Below are 19736 nucleotides of genomic sequence, written 5' to 3' on the forward strand. Positions count from 1 at the left end.
GTAAGTCTGGTTCGTGACAGGAAAAAAACCACCCGGCAGATGTGATTTCCGCCGGGAATTTATCATTTCAGACCCAGCGCCGCCTTCATGGTGTAGAACAGATCCGTTTGATCCGTCAGGCCTACCACGTTGGCCGCGTGCGGGCCGTAGGCGGCAATGCGCAGCTGGGTGCCGGTGTGCTCCATGGACTCTTCTTCAGAGTTGCCGTAGCTCATCACCATGACGGCGCCATCTTTGGTGTTGAGCGCCTGCGTCAGGCCAGGGGCTTTGGTATCTGGCGGAACGATCTGGCTGGCGTGCGCGTGATCCGCGGTGACGATCACCAGGGTGTTACCGTCTTTTTTCGCGAACGCGAGCGCCTTCTGCACCGCTTCGTCCAGATCGACGGTTTCGCCAATCTGACCGCACGGATTTGCCGCATGATCCTGCTTATCGATTGACGCCCCCTCAACCTGCAGGAAGAACCCTTTTTCGCTCTTGCTCAGCAGATCGATCGCTTTATCGGTCATCGCCGCCAGCGTCGGTACGCTGTCCGTGCGTTTAGGGTTAGGCGTACAGGTCACTGCTGGCTTATCGATATTGCCGTGATATGAGGCTTTTGGACCTTCCCAGCGCACGGGCATGTTGCCGTCAGAGAACAGCCCCAGCAGCGGCTTGTCCTGGTTAGCCTCGGTTATCGCCGCCAGCGAATTTGCGTCACTCACCAGCTGATAGCCGCGCGCCTGCGCCTGCTCGCGCAGCGTTTTGCCCTGCCACTCGCCCGCCGTCGCGGTTTCCGCGAAGGTTTTCGCGCCGCCGCCCAGCGTCACGTCAGGACGCGCATTCAGCAGCTGTTCCGTAATCGAGCCTTTGCCACCTTTTTCCAGCGCGTTCGTTGGGCATTTTTCGCTGGTCACTGACGGGCCGTAGCATTTACGCGAGGTCACGTGTGCCACCAGCGCCGCAGGCGTCGCATCCTGAAGTTCAGCGGTGGAGACGTTACCGGTCGCCAGGCCCGCCGCTTTTGCCATCTCCAGAAGGGTTTGACGATCTTTTTCGTGAATATCCACGCCCAGCGCGCCATTATAGGTTTTCACGCCGGTGGACCACGCCGTGGCCGAGGCCGCAGAGTCCGTTACGTAATCCGGTTTACCGGTTTTTTTATCCAGCGCGTAGTGGGTATATTGTCCGGTCAGCGGTAATGCGTCGATACCTTTAAAAAAGCCGCCCGCCCCCTCGGCATAATTTCGCGCCGCCGTGATTTCGGAATCACCCATTCCATCGCCAATCAGCAGAATAATATTTTTCGCCGGTTTTTCATTAAGCGAAGCGCGAATGGCGGCGGTTTGATCTTCCGACAATCGGCGCGCGCCGCCGGGCTGGGTGATATCCCCTTTTGCCGCACGATTATCCAGGACGCTGGTTTGCGTCGTGTCAGCATAAATGGCAGGGGTAATTAACAGAGGAAGTAATGCGATGAAAATTGCGCTCTGTTTCAATTTATTTTCTCCATGTAAAAATACATAAAAATAAAAAACAGAGCGACTATAGGCATCCTGCATGACAATTCTATGACACGTCGTTACGTCCTGTGACGGTTTAGCTGCGCGGATGCCTTAACAGCTTCTTTACGTACTGGTGGAGCATCTCAGCATCTTCAACCGGTACCTGCGATTCAGGCCTGACGCTCTCCAGCGCGCCTTCCACGCTCTCAATCAACGCCTGCTGATCGGTTTTCGCCATTTGTCGCAGCAGCGCGGTGACCACAATTTCAAGCGCTTCGACCTGGGCCACCAGCTCTTTTGACTCTTCTTCCTTTTGTGCCAGCTTGACCAGCAATTCAGCAATGAGGTTTTTCATCGTGCCAGTTCCTTTTCAGTTTTATCTGACGTTATCACTCTGAATCCATAATGCAAAGAGAAGAAATTAATTATGGTATGCAAAAGTGATACAGAAACGGAAATAAAGAGACCTCGCCGTGAGCGAAACGTTTTTCTATAAAAAGACGCCGCATTTTGTTATATAAAAATGCGGCTACCATAAGAATATATAATACATCTGCGAAAGCGTTATCTCGCCGATTTCGCCTCCGCCATTTGTCTGCGGCGTCGCAGCGCAATAGCCAGCTGGATAATATTGATTAAAACGACAATCGCCGTCGCCGCAAAAACCCAACGAAAACCGGCCATCGCGGAAACGGAGGCGCCAATAAGCGGACCGGCAACATTGCCCAGATACATAAATGACTGGTTATATCCAAAAATACGCCCCGTCACCTGGTCGCTGGAATATTTGACCAGCAGGGTCTGTACCGCAGGCAACATGGCGCCATCGGCAAACCCGAGCAGAAATCGCAGTACGCCAAGCTGAAGCGGAGAGGTGACGAACGACATCGCAAAGAAGAGCACCACCGCAAAGATCAGCGTCGCCATCAGGATGCGCGCCGTACCGATCCTGTCACCCAGTTTTCCGAGACGCGGCGCGGAAATCAGGGCGGATACGCCCGGCACGGCGGCAATCATGCCGCTCAAAAAAGCGATGTTCGTGCTCTCCGGCTCCATTGACTTGATAAACAGCGCCAGTATCGGCCCCACGGAACCGTTACAGAGCTGGATCACCATGGTGGTGACAAAAAGGCTGATCATCAGCCCCGGATAAGGCAGCGAGGCGAAAACGGCCTTGCCGCTCAGGCGTTCAGATTTACTGATAACCGGGCGGCCTCCCTCTTTAATCAGAAAGAGCGTGACCAGAAAACTGACCACCAGCAGAACCGCAGTGATAATAAATACCGCGCGCAGTCCGACGTGGTCCGCCAGAAAGCCCCCCAGCAGCGGGCCACCGATGACGCCGCTGATCTGCGCCGTGGAGAGCGTGCTCAGCGCCCAGCCGCTCCGCTCGCGCGGCACCTGAGAGGCGACCAGCGCCATGGCGTTTGGAATATACCCGGACGTCAGCCCCATCACCGCCCGCAGGAAGAACAGCTGCCAGACGTTGGTGGCGAAGGCCTGCAGCAGAATGGCTATTGCCATCCCGAGCGAGGCGCGCAGCAGCATCAGTTTTCTGCCTTTTCGATCGGCCAGGCTGCCCCACATGGGTGACACAATCGCGGAAACCAGAAAGGTGACGCTGAACGTCAGGCCGGACCACATGGAGAGCGCTTCGTGCGAGGTGACCCCCAGCTGCGAGACGTACAGCGGCAAGAACGGCAAAATCTGGCTGATGGCCAGCCCGGTGAAGAAGCAACCGAACCAGACCGAGATGAGATTAACTTTCCAGGATTCCATACAGAATAGTCTTCATTTTTAGGCGAATTCGCCGTCAGATTAGCAAGTTACGCGTGTTAACGTCGCACCAGAGATGCGGCCTGACCGACTTTGGTGTTTTATCTTCCCAGTCATCATATTTGTGAAATAAGTCACAATTCATCCATTTTCTGGCGGAATATTATGCTTCACCGGCACAGGCCAAAACCGCGCATTCCGAGATGAAAATGGTTGGCATGCGCCGCGTTATACTCTGGCCCCAGACCGTTCCCGTAGTACCCGCAGCTTGCCGCCAGCATCGCCTTCAGCCAGGGCTGCGTCGTGGCCGCCTTCCAGCCGTTCAGCACCGTGACGCGTTCGCCGTTCGCCAGACGAAAAGCGGCAATATCCAGCGCCTCCGCCGTGGCATGTTCACTGCGGCGCGCGTCAGGGCGGTGATAAATATTGCGGCAGGCAAAGCTACCGAGGTGATCGATACGCGCGAGGTCGCTACCCGTATAGCGTTTTGTCAGCGGCCGGGCCTGCTGGCTGATAAAGAGGGCTGAACTGAGCGCCAGCGGACAGCTGGCAAGAAAGCTGCCGTTCAGGCCGACCGGGCCGAAGTCTCGCACGCGCACGACGTCGCTCAGCGGGCATTCCCCGGCGCTGTCAGCGACCGGCTGGGTGCGGATGAGATCGCGTTGATTAGCCTGCGCAAGCAGGCTTGCGCAGGCCTCGGGCGTTAAGCGCCGAAGCTTATACTGGGTGATTCGGCCTGGCGGATCGTCAAGCGTCAGCGGTATGAAAGGGTTGTAGTAAGGCGGCAACCAGCGGTAACCCACCGTTGCGACGGCGATAAGAATCAAAACGGTCAGCAGCGTTTTTCCTTTCACTCGCCCCCCTGAACATTCCCCCAAACATTATGGCAGAAGGTCGCGAAACCCGCCGGGCATCGTGGTATGTTATTGGCTTTTCGTCAGACTGGAAGAGAGTGAGATGGCTAAGCAGCGCGTAGGTATTGTCTTTGGGGGAAAATCAGCGGAACACGAAGTGTCATTGCAATCGGCTAAAAATATCGTTGATGCGATCGATAAAAGCCGTTTCGACGTGGTGCTGCTGGGCATTGATAAACAGGGCCAGTGGCACGTTAACGATGCCAGCCAGTATCTGCTGAATGCTCACGATCCGGCCCATATCGCCCTGAATCCTTCAGAAATTAGCGTCGCCACCGTACCCGGCGTCGCGAAGGGGCAGCTTATCGATGCAGGCAATGCACAGGCTCTCGCCCAGATCGACGTGGTCTTCCCTATCGTGCACGGCACGCTGGGGGAAGATGGTTCCCTGCAGGGGATGCTGCGCATGGCCAACCTGCCGTTCGTCGGCTCGGACGTACTCGGCTCCGCCGCGTGCATGGACAAAGACGTCACCAAACGCCTGCTGCGCGACGCCGGGCTGAATATCGCGCCGTTTGTGACGCTCACCCGCGCCAACCGCGACAAGCACAGCTTCGCGCAGATTAGCGCTGAATTGGGTCTGCCGCTGTTTGTGAAGCCAGCAAACCAGGGCTCCTCCGTGGGCGTCAGCAAAGTGACCAGCGAAGCTGAGTTCACCCAGGCCGTCCGCCTGGCGTTTGAGTTCGACCATAAAGTGGTGGTTGAGCAGGGCATCAAAGGCCGTGAAATTGAGTGCGCCGTGCTGGGCAACGATTTTCCACAGGCGAGCACCTGCGGCGAAGTGGTCTTAAACAGCGACTTCTACTCGTACGACACCAAATACATTGATGATAAAGGCGCGCAGGTTGTCGTGCCTGCGGATCTCGATCCGGCGGTTAATGATAAGATCCGGGCGATCGCCATTCGCGCTTATCAGACGCTCGGCTGCTGCGGCATGGCGCGCGTGGATGTGTTCCTGACGGCGGAAAACGAGGTGGTGATCAATGAAATCAACACGCTGCCGGGGTTCACTAACATCAGCATGTATCCGAAGCTGTGGCAGGCGAGCGGCCTCAGCTATCCGGAACTGATCACCCGCCTGATCGAACTGGCGCTGGAGCGTCACGCCGCCGACAGCGCGCTTAAAAGTTCCGTAAACGGTTAATCGGCGCGCTTCGCCGACGCTGCCTCATCCGCTGTCGTCTCTTCAGGACGGCGGCGGATAATCAACCCCGCCAGCCAGAAACTGATAACCCAGGTCACCAGCCCAACGGCATAGGTTTGCCAGCCTTTTGCCTCAAACCCCAACAGGCCCACGACACCGTTAAGAATAAAGATCAGCCCGATAGCGAAGGCGTAGTAGTGCCAGTCACGGCGTAGTTTGGACGTGAGCTTCATAACAACTCCGGCAGGAAAAAAAGACATCCTCTCACAGTTTTACGGCCAGGTCTGTGGCAGATACGGAAATTCTGAAACGCGACGCAATTTCACTTAAGTTAATAAATTGTGACGTGCTGCAGAAATCAACAATCCAGGAGGATTCCGGCGCGTAAATTACCACGATTCTGATATTGACAAATGCGATGACCTGTCAAACTCACCCTGTACGAAGCGTATTAACAGAGCGATTTATCCGGAGGTCATCATGGCTGACTTTACATTGTCGAAACCGATTTTTGGCGGAAAACCAAAAACCTCCACGGCGGGTAATATCGCGTATGCCCTGTTTGTTCTGTTCTGCTTCTGGGCTGGCTCGCAGCTGCTCAATATGCTGGTCCATGCGCCTGGCGTTTATGAACATCTCATGCAGGTACAGGATAACGGACGCCCGCGAGTTGAGATTGGCTTTGGCGTCAGCACCCTGTTCGGCCTGATCCCCTTCCTCGCGGGATGTATGATTCTGGGCGTTGTGGCATTAGTGCTGCGCTTTCGCCGCCGCCGTTAAAGCCCCATACAGCGAGCCCGGCGATCGTCCACGCGTTTCGCGAACCACGCGGTGGTCAGGTTACGCGTGATCTTCGGGCTTTCCAGCTGGATCCCCGGCAGGATAGCCCTCGGTAACGTTTTCCCGCTTTTCTTATCGGCAAGCGCAAACACTTTCTTGTAGAGATCCGTTTTCTCAAAGGCCAGGCTGTCGCCTTTCTCAAGCTGACGGCGAATGTCGCTGTTGCTCATATCAAGCGTTGTCGATAATTTCCGGATCGCCCGCTCGGTGCTTCCCGCCTCGCTGCTGCCGTAGGCGATAAGATCGCCGTCCAGCGCCAGCTTAACGCCGCTTGCGCGGCTGACCGCACTCTGGAATGCCGCATTACGGCTGGCATACCAGCCGGCGTTAAAGTCGGCAAAGCGGTACAGCGGCTCATCGTAGTTCGCCGGGTAGTTCAGCAGGTGATACGTGCCGAACCACAGTCCGCCGCGCAGGGAGAAGACCTCCTGGCGCACCGTACCGTCGATTTTCCACGGATAGCCGTCGGTGTGTTTCTCCGCGAACGCGATGCTTACCTGCATTGGGCCACCGGTGTGGACCGGGTTCAGTGAGCCAAACAGCTTCTGACCCATCGGCACCATGTTGATGAAATCATCGAAAATAGCGCTAAGCTGTTTTTCGGTTTTCACCGTATCCAGCCGTTCGCTGTAGCTTTTGCCGTTCGGCGAGGTGATTTTAAGCGCGGTATGCACGAGGAACACCGGGATATGCATGGACTCCGCGCGGCGGTCGATCTCTTTCCAGGCGATTTTATTCAGCCCCGGCACAGCCGGGTCTGACTGATACATCGACTCCTGCTGTGCCACCGCCAGCACCGAACAGATGTTTTCCTCGGTCGGCGCAATCTTTTGGCTCTCAAAGGTTTTTGCCAGCGCGTCTGCCCACGCATTGCGATCTTTCACGCTGGCGGGCATTTTCTGCCGCACAACGCTCGCCACATCAACGGGCTTCTCGCCCTTTTTGAGCGGAGCGGCCCCCTTTTCGGCACAGCCTGCCAGCACAAAAGCGGCCAGTATGGTCAACGGTAACGCGCGCGGTACGGCAAAAGGCATAGCAACGTCCTGTATTAGCTAAATGTGTTGGTGACTTCCTGCAGGTCACGATCGTCCAGCTCGCGTTCAAAGCTGCGCAGACGTTTGTAGATGGACATCAGTTCCACCAGCGTGGTCCAGGAGCTGATCAGGTACTGGAACGACCCACGAACCTGACCGAAAACGTTGGTGATCTGCGTCATCAGACCGAGCGTAATCGTACCCGCAACAATGGACGGAAACAGCAGGAACAAACCGAAAACGTTATCCACCTGCAGATACAAAATACGCGCAATGTTGAAATACATATAGTGGAAGTAGAGACGGAAATAGTTACGACGCACGGCGCCAAACAGCTCGCGGACGGTCGGCGGCGAGGCGCGGTTGGCATCGTCTTCACCGTACACCAGCTCTTTACGGTATGCGGCTTCGACGCGTTGATTTTTAAACTCCAGACCCGGCAGTTTAATCCCAACTACCGCCAGCAGGCCCGTGCCCATCAGCGACCAGACAATCGCGGCAATCACCAGACCATACGGAATGTGGCCGACAATCGGCAGATCCGGCACGTGCGCCGAGAGCGTCACCAGCACCGGCAGGAAGGCAATCAGCGTCATGATGGCGTTGATAAAGCTGACGCCCATGTCTTCAAGCGTGGAGGCAAAACGCATGGTGTCTTCCTGCACACGCTGTGCGGCGCCTTCGATATGGCGCAGGTGCTGCCAGTGCGCCATATAATGTTCGTTCATCGCGGTACGCCAGCGGAAAACGTAGTGGCTAACGAAGAAGTTGTTCATCACGCCGATGATCACCGCAATCAGGGCGATGCCGAGGAAGACGCCGACCTCATGGTAGAACTGATTGATGGTCACCTTATGCGGCGAGCTCAGCGCGGTCTGGATCAGATCGTAGAACGGCGCATACCAGGCGTTAACCGCTACGCCCACTTCCACCAGGAACCAGGTCACAAAGATAATCAGCGATGTGCCAAGGATCGACCAGTACTGCCAGCGGTGGGGTGAATAGACAAACCAGAACAGGGCAAACAGCCCTACGCACACCATGTAGTAGGCGTAAAACAGCAGGTAGCTCAGCGACCAGAAGCGCGCCGCGCTAATCGGCACCTCACCTGTCGCCCCCGTGATGCGCGTCAGCCATGCGCCGCCGCCCGCCTGCCAGAAAATGACAGCGATCAGTGCCCAAATAAATGCCGACAGGAAAAAAGGCCCCGGCTTTGGGAAAAAAGACTTAAACATAATGCTTCCTTCTTGTTGTTATGGCTGTTGCTGTGTACAACACGTCACCACACGAAAACCTGCCCGCGCCAGACTCCCGGCCCGGGCAAAAAGGTCAGACCCATGGGTTGATTATTAGTTCGCTTTCCAGTTTTCGAGAATTGTTTCGGTGCGTTTCACCGCGAGAGGATTCGCTGGCGCAATGAAGTTACGCCAGACGTCGTTGTGATGGTTAATCAGGATCTGTGCGTCAGCAGCCGGACGGTTGGCGGTGGTATGGGCATCTTCGGCAACGGTGATGTGATAGCCCCGGCTAACGCCGTTCTTGATCGTCGCATCGACGCAGTAATCGGTGGCGCAGCCGCAGATGACAAACTCACGAATGCCCTGCTCCCGCAGCAGCGCCTCAAGCCCGGTGTTGTAGAAGGCATCGCAGGCCGTTTTGGTCACGTAAAGCGCACCAGCAGGCTGATGGAGTTCAGGCAGTAGCGCAAACCCTTCGCTTCCCTCTTCCAGCCCCCCGGCCTCGGTATGCTGTATAAAAATCACCGTATCGGCTGCCTGGGTAAGCTGGTTGATCAGAGAGACACACTTTTCGCGCTGATGACGAGGGGTTTCAAACACCCCGTTCTGCATATCGACAACCATAACCACACGCTTCTCAGACATACCGTTCTCCGTAAGATTGAGTGACACTGGTGCCTATCATAAGCCCGATGTCACAAAATGGGAGATGGCTTGCAAGTAAATTGTTCATATTTACCCATGGTTACGTTTTTCTCGCTATCGTTATGCAATTCGGGGCATTGCACGGTACCGATTAGTAGTATAAATACCCATTACTTTCCTCATTCACTTCATGGATGCTTTTCGTTGAAACGTTGTCTGCTCTCTTTTGCCGCGCTGTGTGCGGTGAGCTTCTCTACCGCCCAGGCAGCCCAACCGCTGACGGCTCCCGTTTTAGCTTCAGATATTGCCGATCGCTACGCGAACCTTATCTATTACGGCAGCGGCGCGACCGGTATGGCGATGGTCGTTATCGACGGAAACCAGCGTGTATTTCGCAGCTTTGGCGAAACGCGCCCGGGCAATAACGTTCACCCGCAGCTGGATTCCGTTATCCGCATCGCATCCTTAACCAAGCTGATGACCAGCGAAATGCTGGTAAAACTGCTCGACCAGGGCGTGGTGAAGCTCGACGATCCACTCAGCAAATACGCGCCGCCAGGCGCCCGGGTCCCCACGTATCAGGGTACGCCGATCCGGCTTGTGAACCTTGCTACCCACACCAGCGCCCTGCCGCGTGAACAGCCAGGCGGCGCGGCGCATCGTGACGTATTCGTCTGGCCAACGCGCGACCAGCGCTGGAGCTACCTGAGTACCGCCACGCTGAAGGCGGCGCCGGGCTCTCAGGCCTCATATTCAAACCTGGCGTTTGACCTGCTGGCGGATGCCCTCTCAACGGCGGCTGGCAAACCCTACACCCAGCTGTTTGAAGAGCAGATCACCCGTCCGCTGGGCATGAAAGACACCACGTTTACCCCGTCCCCAGACCAGTGCCGTCGCCTGATGGTGGCGGAGAAAGGCGCCAGCCCCTGTAATAACACGCTGGCGGCCGTGGGCAGCGGCGGGGTTTACTCCACGCCTGGCGACATGATGCGTTGGATGCAGCAGTTCCTTTCCTCGGATTTCTACTCTCGCAGCAGCCAGGCCGATCGTATGCAGACCCTGATTTATCAGCGTACTCAGCTGCATCGGGTCATCGGGATGGACGTGCCGGGTAAAGCCGATGCGCTCGGCATGGGCTGGGTCTATATGGCACCGAAAAATGGCCGGCCGGGGATTATTCAGAAAACCGGCGGCGGCGGCGGATTCATCACCTATATGGCTATGATTCCGCAGTCGAACGTGGGCGCGTTTGTGGTGGTCACTCGCTCCCCACATACGCGTTTCGTCAATATGAGTGACGGTGTTAATAACCTGGTGGCGGAATTGAGTGCCAATAAAGCCCAGGTGCTTACCGCATCCAACTGAGATTAATATTCCGTGGGCAAGCGGTTGATGCTGACCAGCTTGCCCCGGCTCATATTGATATAATTTCCCTGCCGCAGGGCGGCCAGAACCTCAGCAACAACAGAACGTGAAATGCGTGTGCTTTGCTGAATATGATTCATCACACCGATTTTTGAACGCAGCGTTTCATCCCACTCGGCCATATTAAGCAGCATCGCGCGGATCTGGTGATAGGAGTTATTGCCAACCAGCTGCTTATCGCGCTTCTCAAGAATGTAATTTATCCAGGATAACCAGCTGAAGGCCTCTTTCCACAGTGAAAATTGCTGGATTTGTTGTCGGGTAGTTTCTGTGGATAAATAAAAACCAGTACAGGCCGTTTTAGCAATCACTCTGTATTCTTGTGAATGATTAATCATCACCGTAGCCAGACCAAAAATAAAGGGGGCAGTCGCAATCCCCACCAGAAGTTCATCAGAAGGGCGATAGATCTCAATAACGCCGGTTTGTAATACGATCGTGCGAGGCTCATTCGATTCGCCCGACGTAATTAATTGTTGGGGTGCACATGTAAAAGGGGTACTGGCTGCTATTAACCCCTGTTCGAGCCGGCGTAATTCAGAAAGTGGTTTCGCATTAACGTTCATGCAGACCTCAAGTCATCCGTATTTGTCGGTTCAATATTATTTTTATTGCTTCGCTAAAAAGCGGAGGAGATACCCCCTCCCCCGCTTTATTCATTACCAGGTATATTTCACACCCAGGTTTGCGCCCCAGTTCTGGTCAACGTCGCCGCCGCCAAGATATGTGGCATCCGTGTAAGCGCTGAAGTTCTTCGTGAAGCTGAACTGGGTGCCCAGCCCAACACGAACAGCTGAACCTTTCACGCCGTTATCAATGCTGTCACCGTTAATATCGGCATTATTATCGGCGTCGTCATAAACCCAGGCCAGTTTGAAGTAAGGGGTCAGAGCCTGATCGCCGCCGTAGTTGAAGGTGTAACCCGTATCAACACCGAGTTCATAACGCAGGCTATCGTATGATTGTCCATCCATGCGCATGTCATTGCTGAGGCGATAATCATCGCCTGACTGGAACAGACCCGATACGGCTGCGTATGGCGTTACGTAGCCAGAGAGGTTTGGCTTCCAGTCATAGCCCAGCTTCAGACCAAAGCCAACAGCGTCACTGGTGGTATTGCCGTCAACATACTGACCGTTGCTCATGTTAGCGGAGAGATCGTTGTTGAAGCGGGTGTAGCTCAGGGAGCTGTCGAGGAAAAGATCGTTCATGAACTTCGCTGACGCGTAGATCATCGCCGTCTGGCTATCCTGATCGACCTGACCGGTACGATCGCTGATATCGCCCTTCGCGAAACCTGCCGCACCACCGACGATCCACTTCGCGTTATTACCGTCAATCTGGGTATCCAGACCCACCATAATACCGCTCACGTCCTGATCGTAGCTGATAACGCCGTTGTCACCGTCGAAGTTGCCGCCGAAGTAGCTCACCCACGCCCCGCCGTTATCCGCCAGGCCGTGACGGCTGTTGGTCAGACGCGCACCTACGGCATCCTGCTGCAGATTCCAGATATTGGTATTAGCAGAAGGGATGCTCAGCGCCATATTGGCATAGTCGGTCAGTTCTTTCTGCTGCAGAACGACGGTGTCACCCTGCTGCTGCGCCTGGTAGGTATAAGCACCTAAATCGGCTTTGTTTGCGGCAGTAAAGCTGGCCGCCGTATCCGCGTTATTGTCATAGACACGGACAATCTCTTTATTTTTGTAATCAGCGACGGAACCTGCTCCGGTCGCGTCGTCGATACGGACTTTATAGTTGCCTGCGACGTCACCGTTCACCGCCAGATGGCCGTCAGAGTGAATGGCCACTACGCCGTAGTCATAATCGGCGCTGCGCTTGTCGTTAGTGATATAGCGTGCGTTGTTCAGATCGCTGTTCAGCACGTAATCGCGGCTCGCAACATTCAGCACGCCGCCATCGGTCAGAACCATAGTGTGCGTATCAACCTGGCCCAGACCCAGCGCCAGCTCTGCACCGTTATCCACGGTGATGGTGTTGGCATACAGCTCGGCCGTTTCTTCCGTCAGTGCCGCACGGCTATCGCTGTCCAGATACAGATGGTCGGTGGCCACGCCGCCGTTGTCGCCAATGTTCAATGAGGAAGCATTGGTCAGAGTGATGGTATCCGCCAGCAGGCCTGAGTTTTCAACATTGACCTGAGACTGGTTGTTTACCGTCAGCGTGTCGATGTTAGACATCTTGCGGGTATCCCACTCGGAGCCGTTATCCAGCGCAATGTTAAACAGACCGCTCTGATACACCGCTTCACCCGCAACATGTGCGTTGCTGTCATAGGTGGAATCCGGCCAAATGCTGTTCGGGGACAGCGTGCGCCAGTCTACGTTGCTGTAGCCCTGGCCATACATCTGCGTCGTGCCGATAGCCTCAACGCTGGACTGCGCAGCACCGACCCATTTGCTGCCGTTGGTCAGGGTGACATCCAGCTTATCGGTGCCGTCCCAGCCGTTGGTGGTAGGGTTATAGACGCCGTCTTCGGTGGTATCGGTTGCCGGATCGCCGTTCGGGTAGAAGTTGTTGTCGAAGGTGCTGGAGAACAGGATGTCGCCCGTAACGGTGGAGTGATCGAACGTGGCAGCGGTCTGCATCGCGTTATCAGACGCGCTGGCGGTAACAATCAGCGCGGCATCATCTGCCCCTGTCGCGTCGGTTTCACTATAGTCGCTCGGCTTCGCAGTCTGGCCGTAGAATCCGCTGGTACCTAAATCGCGGTACGCACCGGAAGTCAGTACCGAATCTTTTACCAGTAGCGTGTCGGTAAAGACCTTGCTGCTGTTGGCTACGCCTTCAACGCCGTCGTACGGGGTATTATCCCGTTCCTGATACCCCTGCGTCAGGGTAATCCCCGCGACGTGAGAATTATTCTGGATAACAATATCTGATTCCACATCCAGGGTAATCGCATTACCCATATCATAGGTATCCAGATAGTGTCTTTCCGTATTTTCCCCATTCACAACATCATACGCATAATGTTCATACGTATCGTTAATGGTGGAATTATCAACGGTCAGGCTAAAACGATCGTATTGAGCATGTTGGGTGCCGTCGGCATCCAGACCATCAGCACAGGTGGCGGTCATACACTGAGAGGTAATCATGCCATTAATGGTGCTGTTGGAAATACTCAACGCATTCGCCCGACCATTGATGCCATCATCGAGATAGTACGTTGAAATAACACCATTCACGGTGGTTTTATTAATCACCGGGTAAATATCACCATCGTGGATGGCATCTGAGAAATCCCAGTCGGCATAGCCATAATACCAGGGAGTGGTCGCTGTATTATCGTATCCGAAGGTATTATATGTCGTACCGGAAATATCCTTCGCATTGGCCTGAGAAGCGATAGCCAGGGTGCAGGCTAATGCAAGTTGAGATACAACGAGTTTCTTTTTCCATGTTTGCATTGGGTCATCCCTCCTCAGGGACGTAAGCAAGTTTGTCCATCAATGAATTTGCAATATTTAATTGCGGAGGGAATTATGCAGTTTCATTTCGAAAAGGTTCAATGAATGTTTCCATTAAGTCCGCATTCAGACAAAAAACAGATTCAGACCACAACGCACAGGGTGTCATAAAATAAATATTATAAAAACAAAATGTTAATTCACGGGCAAAGCAATCAGGGAAATATCATAAAAAATAATAAATCATTTTTAATGATACATTCATTTCCATATAGAAATAACACAAATATCTCATTCTTCTCTCAGCGTTATACTGTCCTGCATTATATATTATTGGTAACAGGCAAACTCATCTGCCGCATTTCGCAAAAGCAAAATGCCCACTTTAGTAAAACACCCGTCGCCACTTTGAGGTACACTAGCCCTCTTTGTTCCACAAACATCAGGCATACCATGACCGATTTAATTGCACGTCCCCGCCGTCTGCGTAAGTCACCTGCACTGCGCGCTATGTTTGAAGAGACAACCCTGACCTTAAACGATCTGGTGTTGCCGATTTTTGTTGAAGAAGAGATCGATGACTACAAAGCCATCGAGGCCATGCCGGGCGTCATGCGCATTCCGGAGAAATATCTGGCGCGTGAGATCGAACGTATCGCCAACGCGGGGATCCGCTCGGTGATGACCTTCGGCATCTCCCATCATACCGACGCCACCGGCAGCGACGCCTGGAAAGAAGATGGCCTCGTCGCCCGCATGTCCCGCATCTGCAAAGAGACGGTGCCGGAAATGGTGGTGATGTCCGACACCTGTTTCTGTGAATATACCTCTCACGGCCACTGCGGCGTGCTGTGCGATCACGGCGTGGATAACGATGCTACCCTGCTGAACCTCGGCAAGCAGGCGGTCGTCGCGGCCGCTGCGGGTGCGGACTTCATCGCACCGTCTGCGGCGATGGACGGACAGGTTCAGGCGATTCGTCAGGCGCTGGACGCGGCCGGTTTCACCGACACCGCCATCATGTCCTACTCCACCAAATTTGCCTCCTCCTTCTACGGCCCGTTCCGTGAAGCAGCCGGCACGGCGCTGAAGGGCGATCGTAAAACCTATCAGATGAACCCGCTGAACCGCCGCGAAGCGATTCGTGAATCCCTGCTCGATGAAGCCCAGGGCGCAGACTGCCTGATGGTAAAACCGGCTGGCGCATATCTTGATATCCTGCGCGACATCCGCGAACGCACCGAGCTGCCGCTGGGCGCTTACCAGGTGAGCGGCGAGTACGCAATGATCAAGTTCGCCGCGCTGGCAGGGGCGATCGACGAAGAGAAAGTGATCCTTGAAAGCCTGGGCGCGATCAAACGCGCGGGCGCGGATCTGATCTTCAGCTACTTCGCCCTGGATCTGGCCGAGAAGAAAATTCTGCGTTAATCCGCTTTAGCGCCGGGTGGCGGCTTCGCCTTACCCGGCCTGCTCTCTGCTCAAATCTTCACCCAACTGCAATACAACCGACATCTGCGCCTTCTACTGTCTTCGCAAGACGGCAGGAGGAGTGACCATGTTTAGCCTCGATAGCGTTCTCGACGATCTTTGGCCTCAGGCGAGGCCCGCACCCTGGCAAAAAAGTCTGTTAAAAAGACTGTTCTACGAAGACGAGTTTCAGCAGTTTGCCGCCGCCCACCGCCATCTGAAAGGACTGGATATGGTGGAGCAGGTTCTGGAACACCTGGATATTCTCTGCACCGTTTCCGCCCGCGATCTCGAACAAATCCCCGAACATGGCCCGCTGGTCATCATTGCCAACCACCCGACGGGTACGCTGGACGGTCTGGCGTTGCTGTACGCCGTCTCCCGCGTGCGGCGCGACGTTAAAGTCGTGACCAACCGGATGCTGACCCACCTTGAGCCCCTCAGCTCGCTGTTTATTCCGGTGGACAATATGGGCGGCAGGACGGCGAAGTCGTCGCTGGTGCAGATGGAACAGCACCTGCAAAACGCGGGCGTACTGATCTTCTTCCCGGCAGGCGAAGTTTCCCGCCCCACGCGCAAAGGCATTCGCGATAAGAAATGGCACTCTGGCTTTATCAAACTCGCCGGCAAGCTGCGCGTCCCGCTGCTGCCGGTGCATATTCAGGCGCACAACAGCCTGCTCTTTTACGCCAGCACGCTGGTCTCTCCGACGCTGTCGATGCTGCTGCTGATGCAGCAGATGTTCCGCCGCCGCCACAGCCAGCTGCCGATTAAAATCGGCCAGCAGATTGCGTGGCATCACTGGCACAGCGCCACCCTTTCGTCGCGTGAGATGGCCGAGCAGTGCCGTCAGCACGTGATGCGTCTTGGCAAGGGAGTGCCCGGCGTCTTTAAAACCCAGTGCGCGATTGCCCGTCCGGAAGACCGGGCCACTTTGAAGCGCGCGCTGGCGCAGGCCGAATCTCTGGGCAAAACCAGCGACGGGAAAACCATCTATCTTTGGCAGCGCAACGGCCAGGAAGACGCCCCGCTGCTGCGGGAGCTGGGCCGCCTGCGCGAGATTGCCTTTCGCGCGGTGGAGGAAGGGAGCGGCAAACGCCGGGACACCGACAGCTACGACGATGATTATCTGCACCTGATCCTGTGGGATGAGGACGATCTGGAGATCGTCGGCGCGTATCGCTTTATGCCGACGGCCATGCAGATCGAAAAGCGCGGCGTTGAGGGGTTGTACAGCTATAGCCTGTTCCACTACGACGACAAAATGCAGGACGTGCTGGCACACGGCATTGAGCTGGGGCGCAGCTTTATTCAGCCGCGCTACTGGGGGCGCCGCGGCCTGGACTATTTATGGTCCGGCATTGGCGCTTATCTGGCGCGTTATCCGCACTACCGCTACCTGTTTGGCCCGGTCTCGATTTCCGGCGGCTTACCGCCTGCCGCGCGGGATCTGCTGGTCGCCTTTTACCGCCTGTGGTTCCCGGCGACGCATCCGCTCGCCGCCTCGCGCCAGCCCTATCCCGCATCCCTGCCGGACGTGCTGGCGCAGTTTGGCGGCGTGGATTACGTAGACGATCTGACGAAGCTGAAATCCCTGCTCGGCAATCTTGGCTGCGGCATTCCGCCGCTCTACAAGCAATATTCCGAGCTGTGCGAGCCCGGCGGCGTGCAGTTTATTGATTTTGGCAGCGACCCGGCGTTCAACAACTGCGTTGACGGGCTGGTGCTGGTGGATTTGTGTTACCTGAAGGCGAACCGCTATCAGCGGTATATTGAGGCGCACCTTTAAATGTGCGGTATTTTGTAGGCCGGGTAAGGCGTAGCCGCCACCCGGCAATTGTGCACCGTTTTCGCCGGGTGGCGCTGCGCTTACCCGGCCTACAGGTACTACAGGATCAGGGGCGGTAAAACGGCTTATCGCCCAAAATTGTCGCCCGCTGCATAATCCGGCGCTGCGGCAGATAGTCCGCATTGGCATAATGCTGCGTCACGCGGTTATCCCAGATCGCCAGATCGTTCTCCTGCCAGCGCCAGCGCACCTGGAACTCCGGCTTGGTAATATGCGCGAACAGGAAACTGAGCAGCGCCTCACTCTCTTTTTCCGTCACGTCCACGATGCGCGTGGTGAACCCTTCGTTGACGAACAGCGCCTGCTTGCCCGTCACCGGATGGGTCCGCACCACCGGGTGCAGCAGCGGAGGATGTTTCGCCACCGCCTCCTGCCAGCGCTGATGCTCCTCTTCCGTTTTACGGTACTTGTACTCCTGGAACGATTTTTTGAAATCGTGCTCCGCCCGCAGCCCGCTCAGCAGCGTCCGGAACGGCTCGGAGAGCGCCTCATACGCCGCAATGCCGCTGGTCCACAGCGTATCGCCCCCCGTCTCCGGCAGCAGCTTCGCCGCCAGAATCGCCCCGGCGGGCGGCGTCTCGATAAAGGTCACATCGGTGTGCCAGTTATCGTTATCCGGCGGGTTATCGTTGTGGGTGTCGAGGACGATAATCTCCTCCACCCCTTCCGCATGCGGATAGACCGGGTGGATATGCAGATCGCCAAACCGCAGGGCCAGCGCGCGCTGCTGCTGCGGGGTGATCGCCTGTTCGCGCAGGAACACCACCTGATGACGCAGCACCGCGTGGTACAGCTGCTCGAACTGGTTATCGCTCAGCGGACGGGTCACATCCAGGCCCGATACCTGTGCGCCAATGTACGGCCCCAGCGGGGTAATGCTCAGACGTTCACTCATTGTATTTCTCCATGCCAGGGCGTCAGGCGGCGCTGTAACGCGCGCAGCCCCAGTTCTAATCCGAAGGCAATCGCGGCGATCACCGCGATCCCTGCCAGCACCACGTCAGTCGCCAGGAACTCACCCGCCGACTGCACCATAAACCCTAACCCTCGCGTGGCGGCAATCAGCTCAGCCGCCACCAGCGTGGACCAGCCCACGCCGAGGCCGATGCGCAGCCCGGTTAAAATCTCCGGCAGTGCGCCCGGTAAAATCACGAACAGCAGCACCTGCGTCCGGCTGGCTCCCAGCGACTGCGCCGCGCGGATCCGCACCTGCTGGGCGCTCTTCACGCCCGCCAGCGCCGACATGGCCACCGGGGCGAAAATCGCCAGATAGATCAGCAGGATTTTTGAGGTTTCACCGATGCCGAACCAGATCACCATCAGCGGCAGATAGGCCAGCGGCGGGACCGGACGATAAAGCTCAATCAGCGGGTCGAGGATGCCGCGCACCGTCGGGCTCAGCCCCATCGCAATCCCCACGGGAATGCCGATAATCACCGCCGCCAGCAGCGCCACCAGAATGCGCGCCAGGCTGGCGCCTAAGTGCTGCCAGAGCGTGGCATCCATAAAGCCCTGCGGCCCGGCGATGGTAATAAGTTTGCTCAGCACCTGTCCCGGCGGCGGCAGAAACAGCGGGCTGACCCACTGCTGGGCAGCAACTGCCCACCACACCGCCAGCAGCACCAGCAGCGTACCGACGCTCAAGGTAATTTGGCGCGAGAAAGGCCAGCGCAGCGCCAGACGCGTGCGGCGCGTTTTTTCACTGAAGACGATACTCATGAGAAAGCCTCCCGCTGTTCAAACACGCGGCTTAAAACGTACTCACGCTGTTCGATAAACAGCGGATCGGATTTGATGCTGCGCACGGGTTCCCCCGCGACGTAGCGGCGGGCGAATTCCAGCGGCAAGCGCTCCAGCACGCGGCCCGGCCCCGGCGAGAGCAGCACCAGCTCGGTGGCCATAAACACCGCCTCTTCGATATCGTGGGTAATCAACAACACCTGCTTGCCCGTCTCATGCCAAAGGCGCAACAGCAGGGTTTGCATCTGCTCGCGGGTGAAGGCGTCGAGCGCCCCGAACGGCTCGTCCAGCAGCAACAGCTGCGGATTCGCGGCCAGCGCGCGGGCAATCCCGACGCGCTGCCGTTGGCCGCCGGAAAGCTGCCAGATATAGCGTTTTTCCGCCCCTTCCAGCCCCACTTTTTTCAGCATCGCCCGCGCGGTTTCCAGCCGCTGTTCACGATGGATGCCCGCAAGCTGCAGCCCAAACGCCACGTTTTCCTGCACGTTGCGCCAGGGGAGCAGGCCTTCATTCTGGAAGACCACGCCGCGCTCGGCGCCGGGGCCCTCCACCTTTTTGCCTTCCAGTTGAATGGTGCCATGCTGATAAGGGACAAACCCGGCGATGAGATTCAGCAGGGTGGTTTTTCCGCACCCGGACGGGCCCAGCACCACCAGCAGCTCACCGCTGTCCAGCGTCAGGTTGATGTCCTGTAAGGCGGGTTTACCACCGTAATCGGCAGACAGATTTGTAATATTCAGCATGGC

Annotated in this window: 18 protein-coding genes; 5 read left to right on the forward strand and 13 right to left on the reverse strand. The window is 56.4% G+C overall.

Going from position 1 to position 19736, the window contains the following annotated elements:
• Positions 1–62 precede the first annotated feature (62 nt).
• The 4 genes from phoA to LLF79_RS10375 all read right to left on the reverse strand — a co-directional run bounded on the left by phoA (position 63) and on the right by LLF79_RS10375 (position 4114).
• Complete coding sequence (gene phoA / locus LLF79_RS10360; RefSeq protein ID WP_227879465.1) at positions 63–1478, reverse strand: alkaline phosphatase; 1416 nt, start codon at positions 1476–1478, stop codon at positions 63–65.
• Positions 1479–1578: 100 nt separating this feature from the next.
• Complete coding sequence (gene iraP / locus LLF79_RS10365; protein WP_023293178.1) at positions 1579–1839, reverse strand: anti-adapter protein IraP; 261 nt, start codon at positions 1837–1839, stop codon at positions 1579–1581.
• Between the two features lie 209 nt (positions 1840–2048).
• Positions 2049–3263 carry a multidrug efflux MFS transporter gene (locus LLF79_RS10370; protein ID WP_008503282.1) on the reverse strand — a complete coding sequence of 405 codons (1215 nt, stop codon included), beginning with the start codon at positions 3261–3263 and terminating at the stop codon, positions 2049–2051.
• Between the two features lie 167 nt (positions 3264–3430).
• Positions 3431–4114, reverse strand: coding sequence for an extensin family protein (locus LLF79_RS10375; protein ID WP_206805162.1), 684 nt, complete (start codon positions 4112–4114; stop codon positions 3431–3433).
• Positions 4115–4217: 103 nt separating this feature from the next.
• Here LLF79_RS10375 and ddlA point away from each other — a divergent pair, with 103 nt between their 5' ends.
• The gene (ddlA, locus tag LLF79_RS10380; RefSeq protein ID WP_021241680.1) at positions 4218–5318 is read left to right on the forward strand and encodes a D-alanine--D-alanine ligase; all 1101 of its coding nucleotides are present in this window, start codon (positions 4218–4220) and stop codon (positions 5316–5318) included.
• Here ddlA and LLF79_RS10385 read toward each other — a convergent pair.
• Positions 5315–5551, reverse strand: a complete 237-nt coding sequence (locus LLF79_RS10385; protein WP_008503286.1) for a DUF2754 domain-containing protein — start codon at positions 5549–5551, stop codon at positions 5315–5317. The two genes, ddlA and LLF79_RS10385, sit on opposite strands and share 4 nt — an antisense overlap.
• A 247-nt stretch (positions 5552–5798) precedes the next feature.
• Here LLF79_RS10385 and LLF79_RS10390 point away from each other — a divergent pair, with 247 nt between their 5' ends.
• A complete protein-coding gene (locus LLF79_RS10390; protein WP_008503287.1) occupies positions 5799–6098 on the forward strand; it encodes a DUF2755 family protein in 300 nt (99 codons plus the stop codon).
• Here LLF79_RS10390 and LLF79_RS10395 read toward each other — a convergent pair.
• The 3 genes from LLF79_RS10395 to LLF79_RS10405 all read right to left on the reverse strand — a co-directional run bounded on the left by LLF79_RS10395 (position 6095) and on the right by LLF79_RS10405 (position 9075).
• On the reverse strand, positions 6095–7192 hold the full coding sequence (locus LLF79_RS10395; RefSeq protein WP_023293181.1) for a DUF1615 domain-containing protein: 1098 nt from the start codon (positions 7190–7192) through the stop codon (positions 6095–6097). The genes LLF79_RS10390 and LLF79_RS10395 overlap by 4 nt on opposite strands.
• A 14-nt stretch (positions 7193–7206) precedes the next feature.
• Positions 7207–8427 carry a peptide antibiotic transporter SbmA gene (sbmA, locus tag LLF79_RS10400; protein WP_008503289.1) on the reverse strand — a complete coding sequence of 407 codons (1221 nt, stop codon included), beginning with the start codon at positions 8425–8427 and terminating at the stop codon, positions 7207–7209.
• A gap of 114 nt (positions 8428–8541) precedes the next feature.
• Positions 8542–9075, reverse strand: a complete 534-nt coding sequence (locus LLF79_RS10405) for an isochorismatase family protein (RefSeq protein ID WP_023343468.1) — start codon at positions 9073–9075, stop codon at positions 8542–8544.
• 204 nt (positions 9076–9279) lie between these two features.
• On the opposite strand from LLF79_RS10405, the gene ampH reads away from it, so the two are divergent.
• On the forward strand, positions 9280–10440 hold the full coding sequence (gene ampH / locus LLF79_RS10410) for a D-alanyl-D-alanine-carboxypeptidase/endopeptidase AmpH (RefSeq protein WP_008503291.1): 1161 nt from the start codon (positions 9280–9282) through the stop codon (positions 10438–10440).
• A gap of 2 nt (positions 10441–10442) precedes the next feature.
• Here the strand turns inward: ampH and LLF79_RS10415 are convergent, their stop codons facing one another.
• Positions 10443–11066 (reverse strand): helix-turn-helix domain-containing protein, encoded by a 624-nt coding sequence (locus LLF79_RS10415; protein WP_008503292.1) that lies wholly within the window; start codon positions 11064–11066, stop codon positions 10443–10445.
• Positions 11067–11159: 93 nt separating this feature from the next.
• The gene (locus tag LLF79_RS10420) at positions 11160–13934 is read right to left on the reverse strand and encodes an autotransporter outer membrane beta-barrel domain-containing protein (protein ID WP_084833135.1); all 2775 of its coding nucleotides are present in this window, start codon (positions 13932–13934) and stop codon (positions 11160–11162) included.
• A 453-nt stretch (positions 13935–14387) separates the two neighbouring features.
• On the opposite strand from LLF79_RS10420, the gene hemB reads away from it, so the two are divergent.
• Both hemB and LLF79_RS10430 read left to right on the forward strand, forming a co-directional pair.
• Entirely contained in the window at positions 14388–15362 is a 975-nt protein-coding gene (hemB, locus tag LLF79_RS10425; RefSeq protein WP_021241687.1) for a porphobilinogen synthase, read from the forward strand.
• Positions 15363–15489: 127 nt separating this feature from the next.
• Positions 15490–17190 carry a lysophospholipid acyltransferase family protein gene (locus tag LLF79_RS10430; RefSeq protein WP_045335379.1) on the forward strand — a complete coding sequence of 567 codons (1701 nt, stop codon included), beginning with the start codon at positions 15490–15492 and terminating at the stop codon, positions 17188–17190.
• Positions 17191–17296: 106 nt separating this feature from the next.
• Here LLF79_RS10430 and tauD read toward each other — a convergent pair whose 3' ends face one another.
• From tauD to tauB, 3 genes are read right to left on the reverse strand one after another with little or no spacing between them, the layout of a single operon-like run.
• Positions 17297–18145 carry a taurine dioxygenase gene (gene tauD, locus LLF79_RS10435; protein ID WP_219290564.1) on the reverse strand — a complete coding sequence of 283 codons (849 nt, stop codon included), beginning with the start codon at positions 18143–18145 and terminating at the stop codon, positions 17297–17299.
• Positions 18142–18969 (reverse strand): taurine ABC transporter permease TauC, encoded by an 828-nt coding sequence (tauC, locus tag LLF79_RS10440; protein WP_032656513.1) that lies wholly within the window; start codon positions 18967–18969, stop codon positions 18142–18144. The genes tauD and tauC overlap by 4 nt, the downstream gene beginning before the upstream one ends.
• Positions 18966–19733 carry a taurine ABC transporter ATP-binding subunit gene (gene tauB / locus LLF79_RS10445; RefSeq protein WP_023293187.1) on the reverse strand — a complete coding sequence of 256 codons (768 nt, stop codon included), beginning with the start codon at positions 19731–19733 and terminating at the stop codon, positions 18966–18968. The genes tauC and tauB overlap by 4 nt, the downstream gene beginning before the upstream one ends.
• Positions 19734–19736: the final 3 nt, after the last annotated feature.

It is taken from the genome of Enterobacter cloacae complex sp. 2021EL-01169 (genome assembly GCF_020733125.1).
GTDB classification, from domain to species: Bacteria; Pseudomonadota; Gammaproteobacteria; order Enterobacterales; family Enterobacteriaceae; genus Enterobacter; species Enterobacter roggenkampii.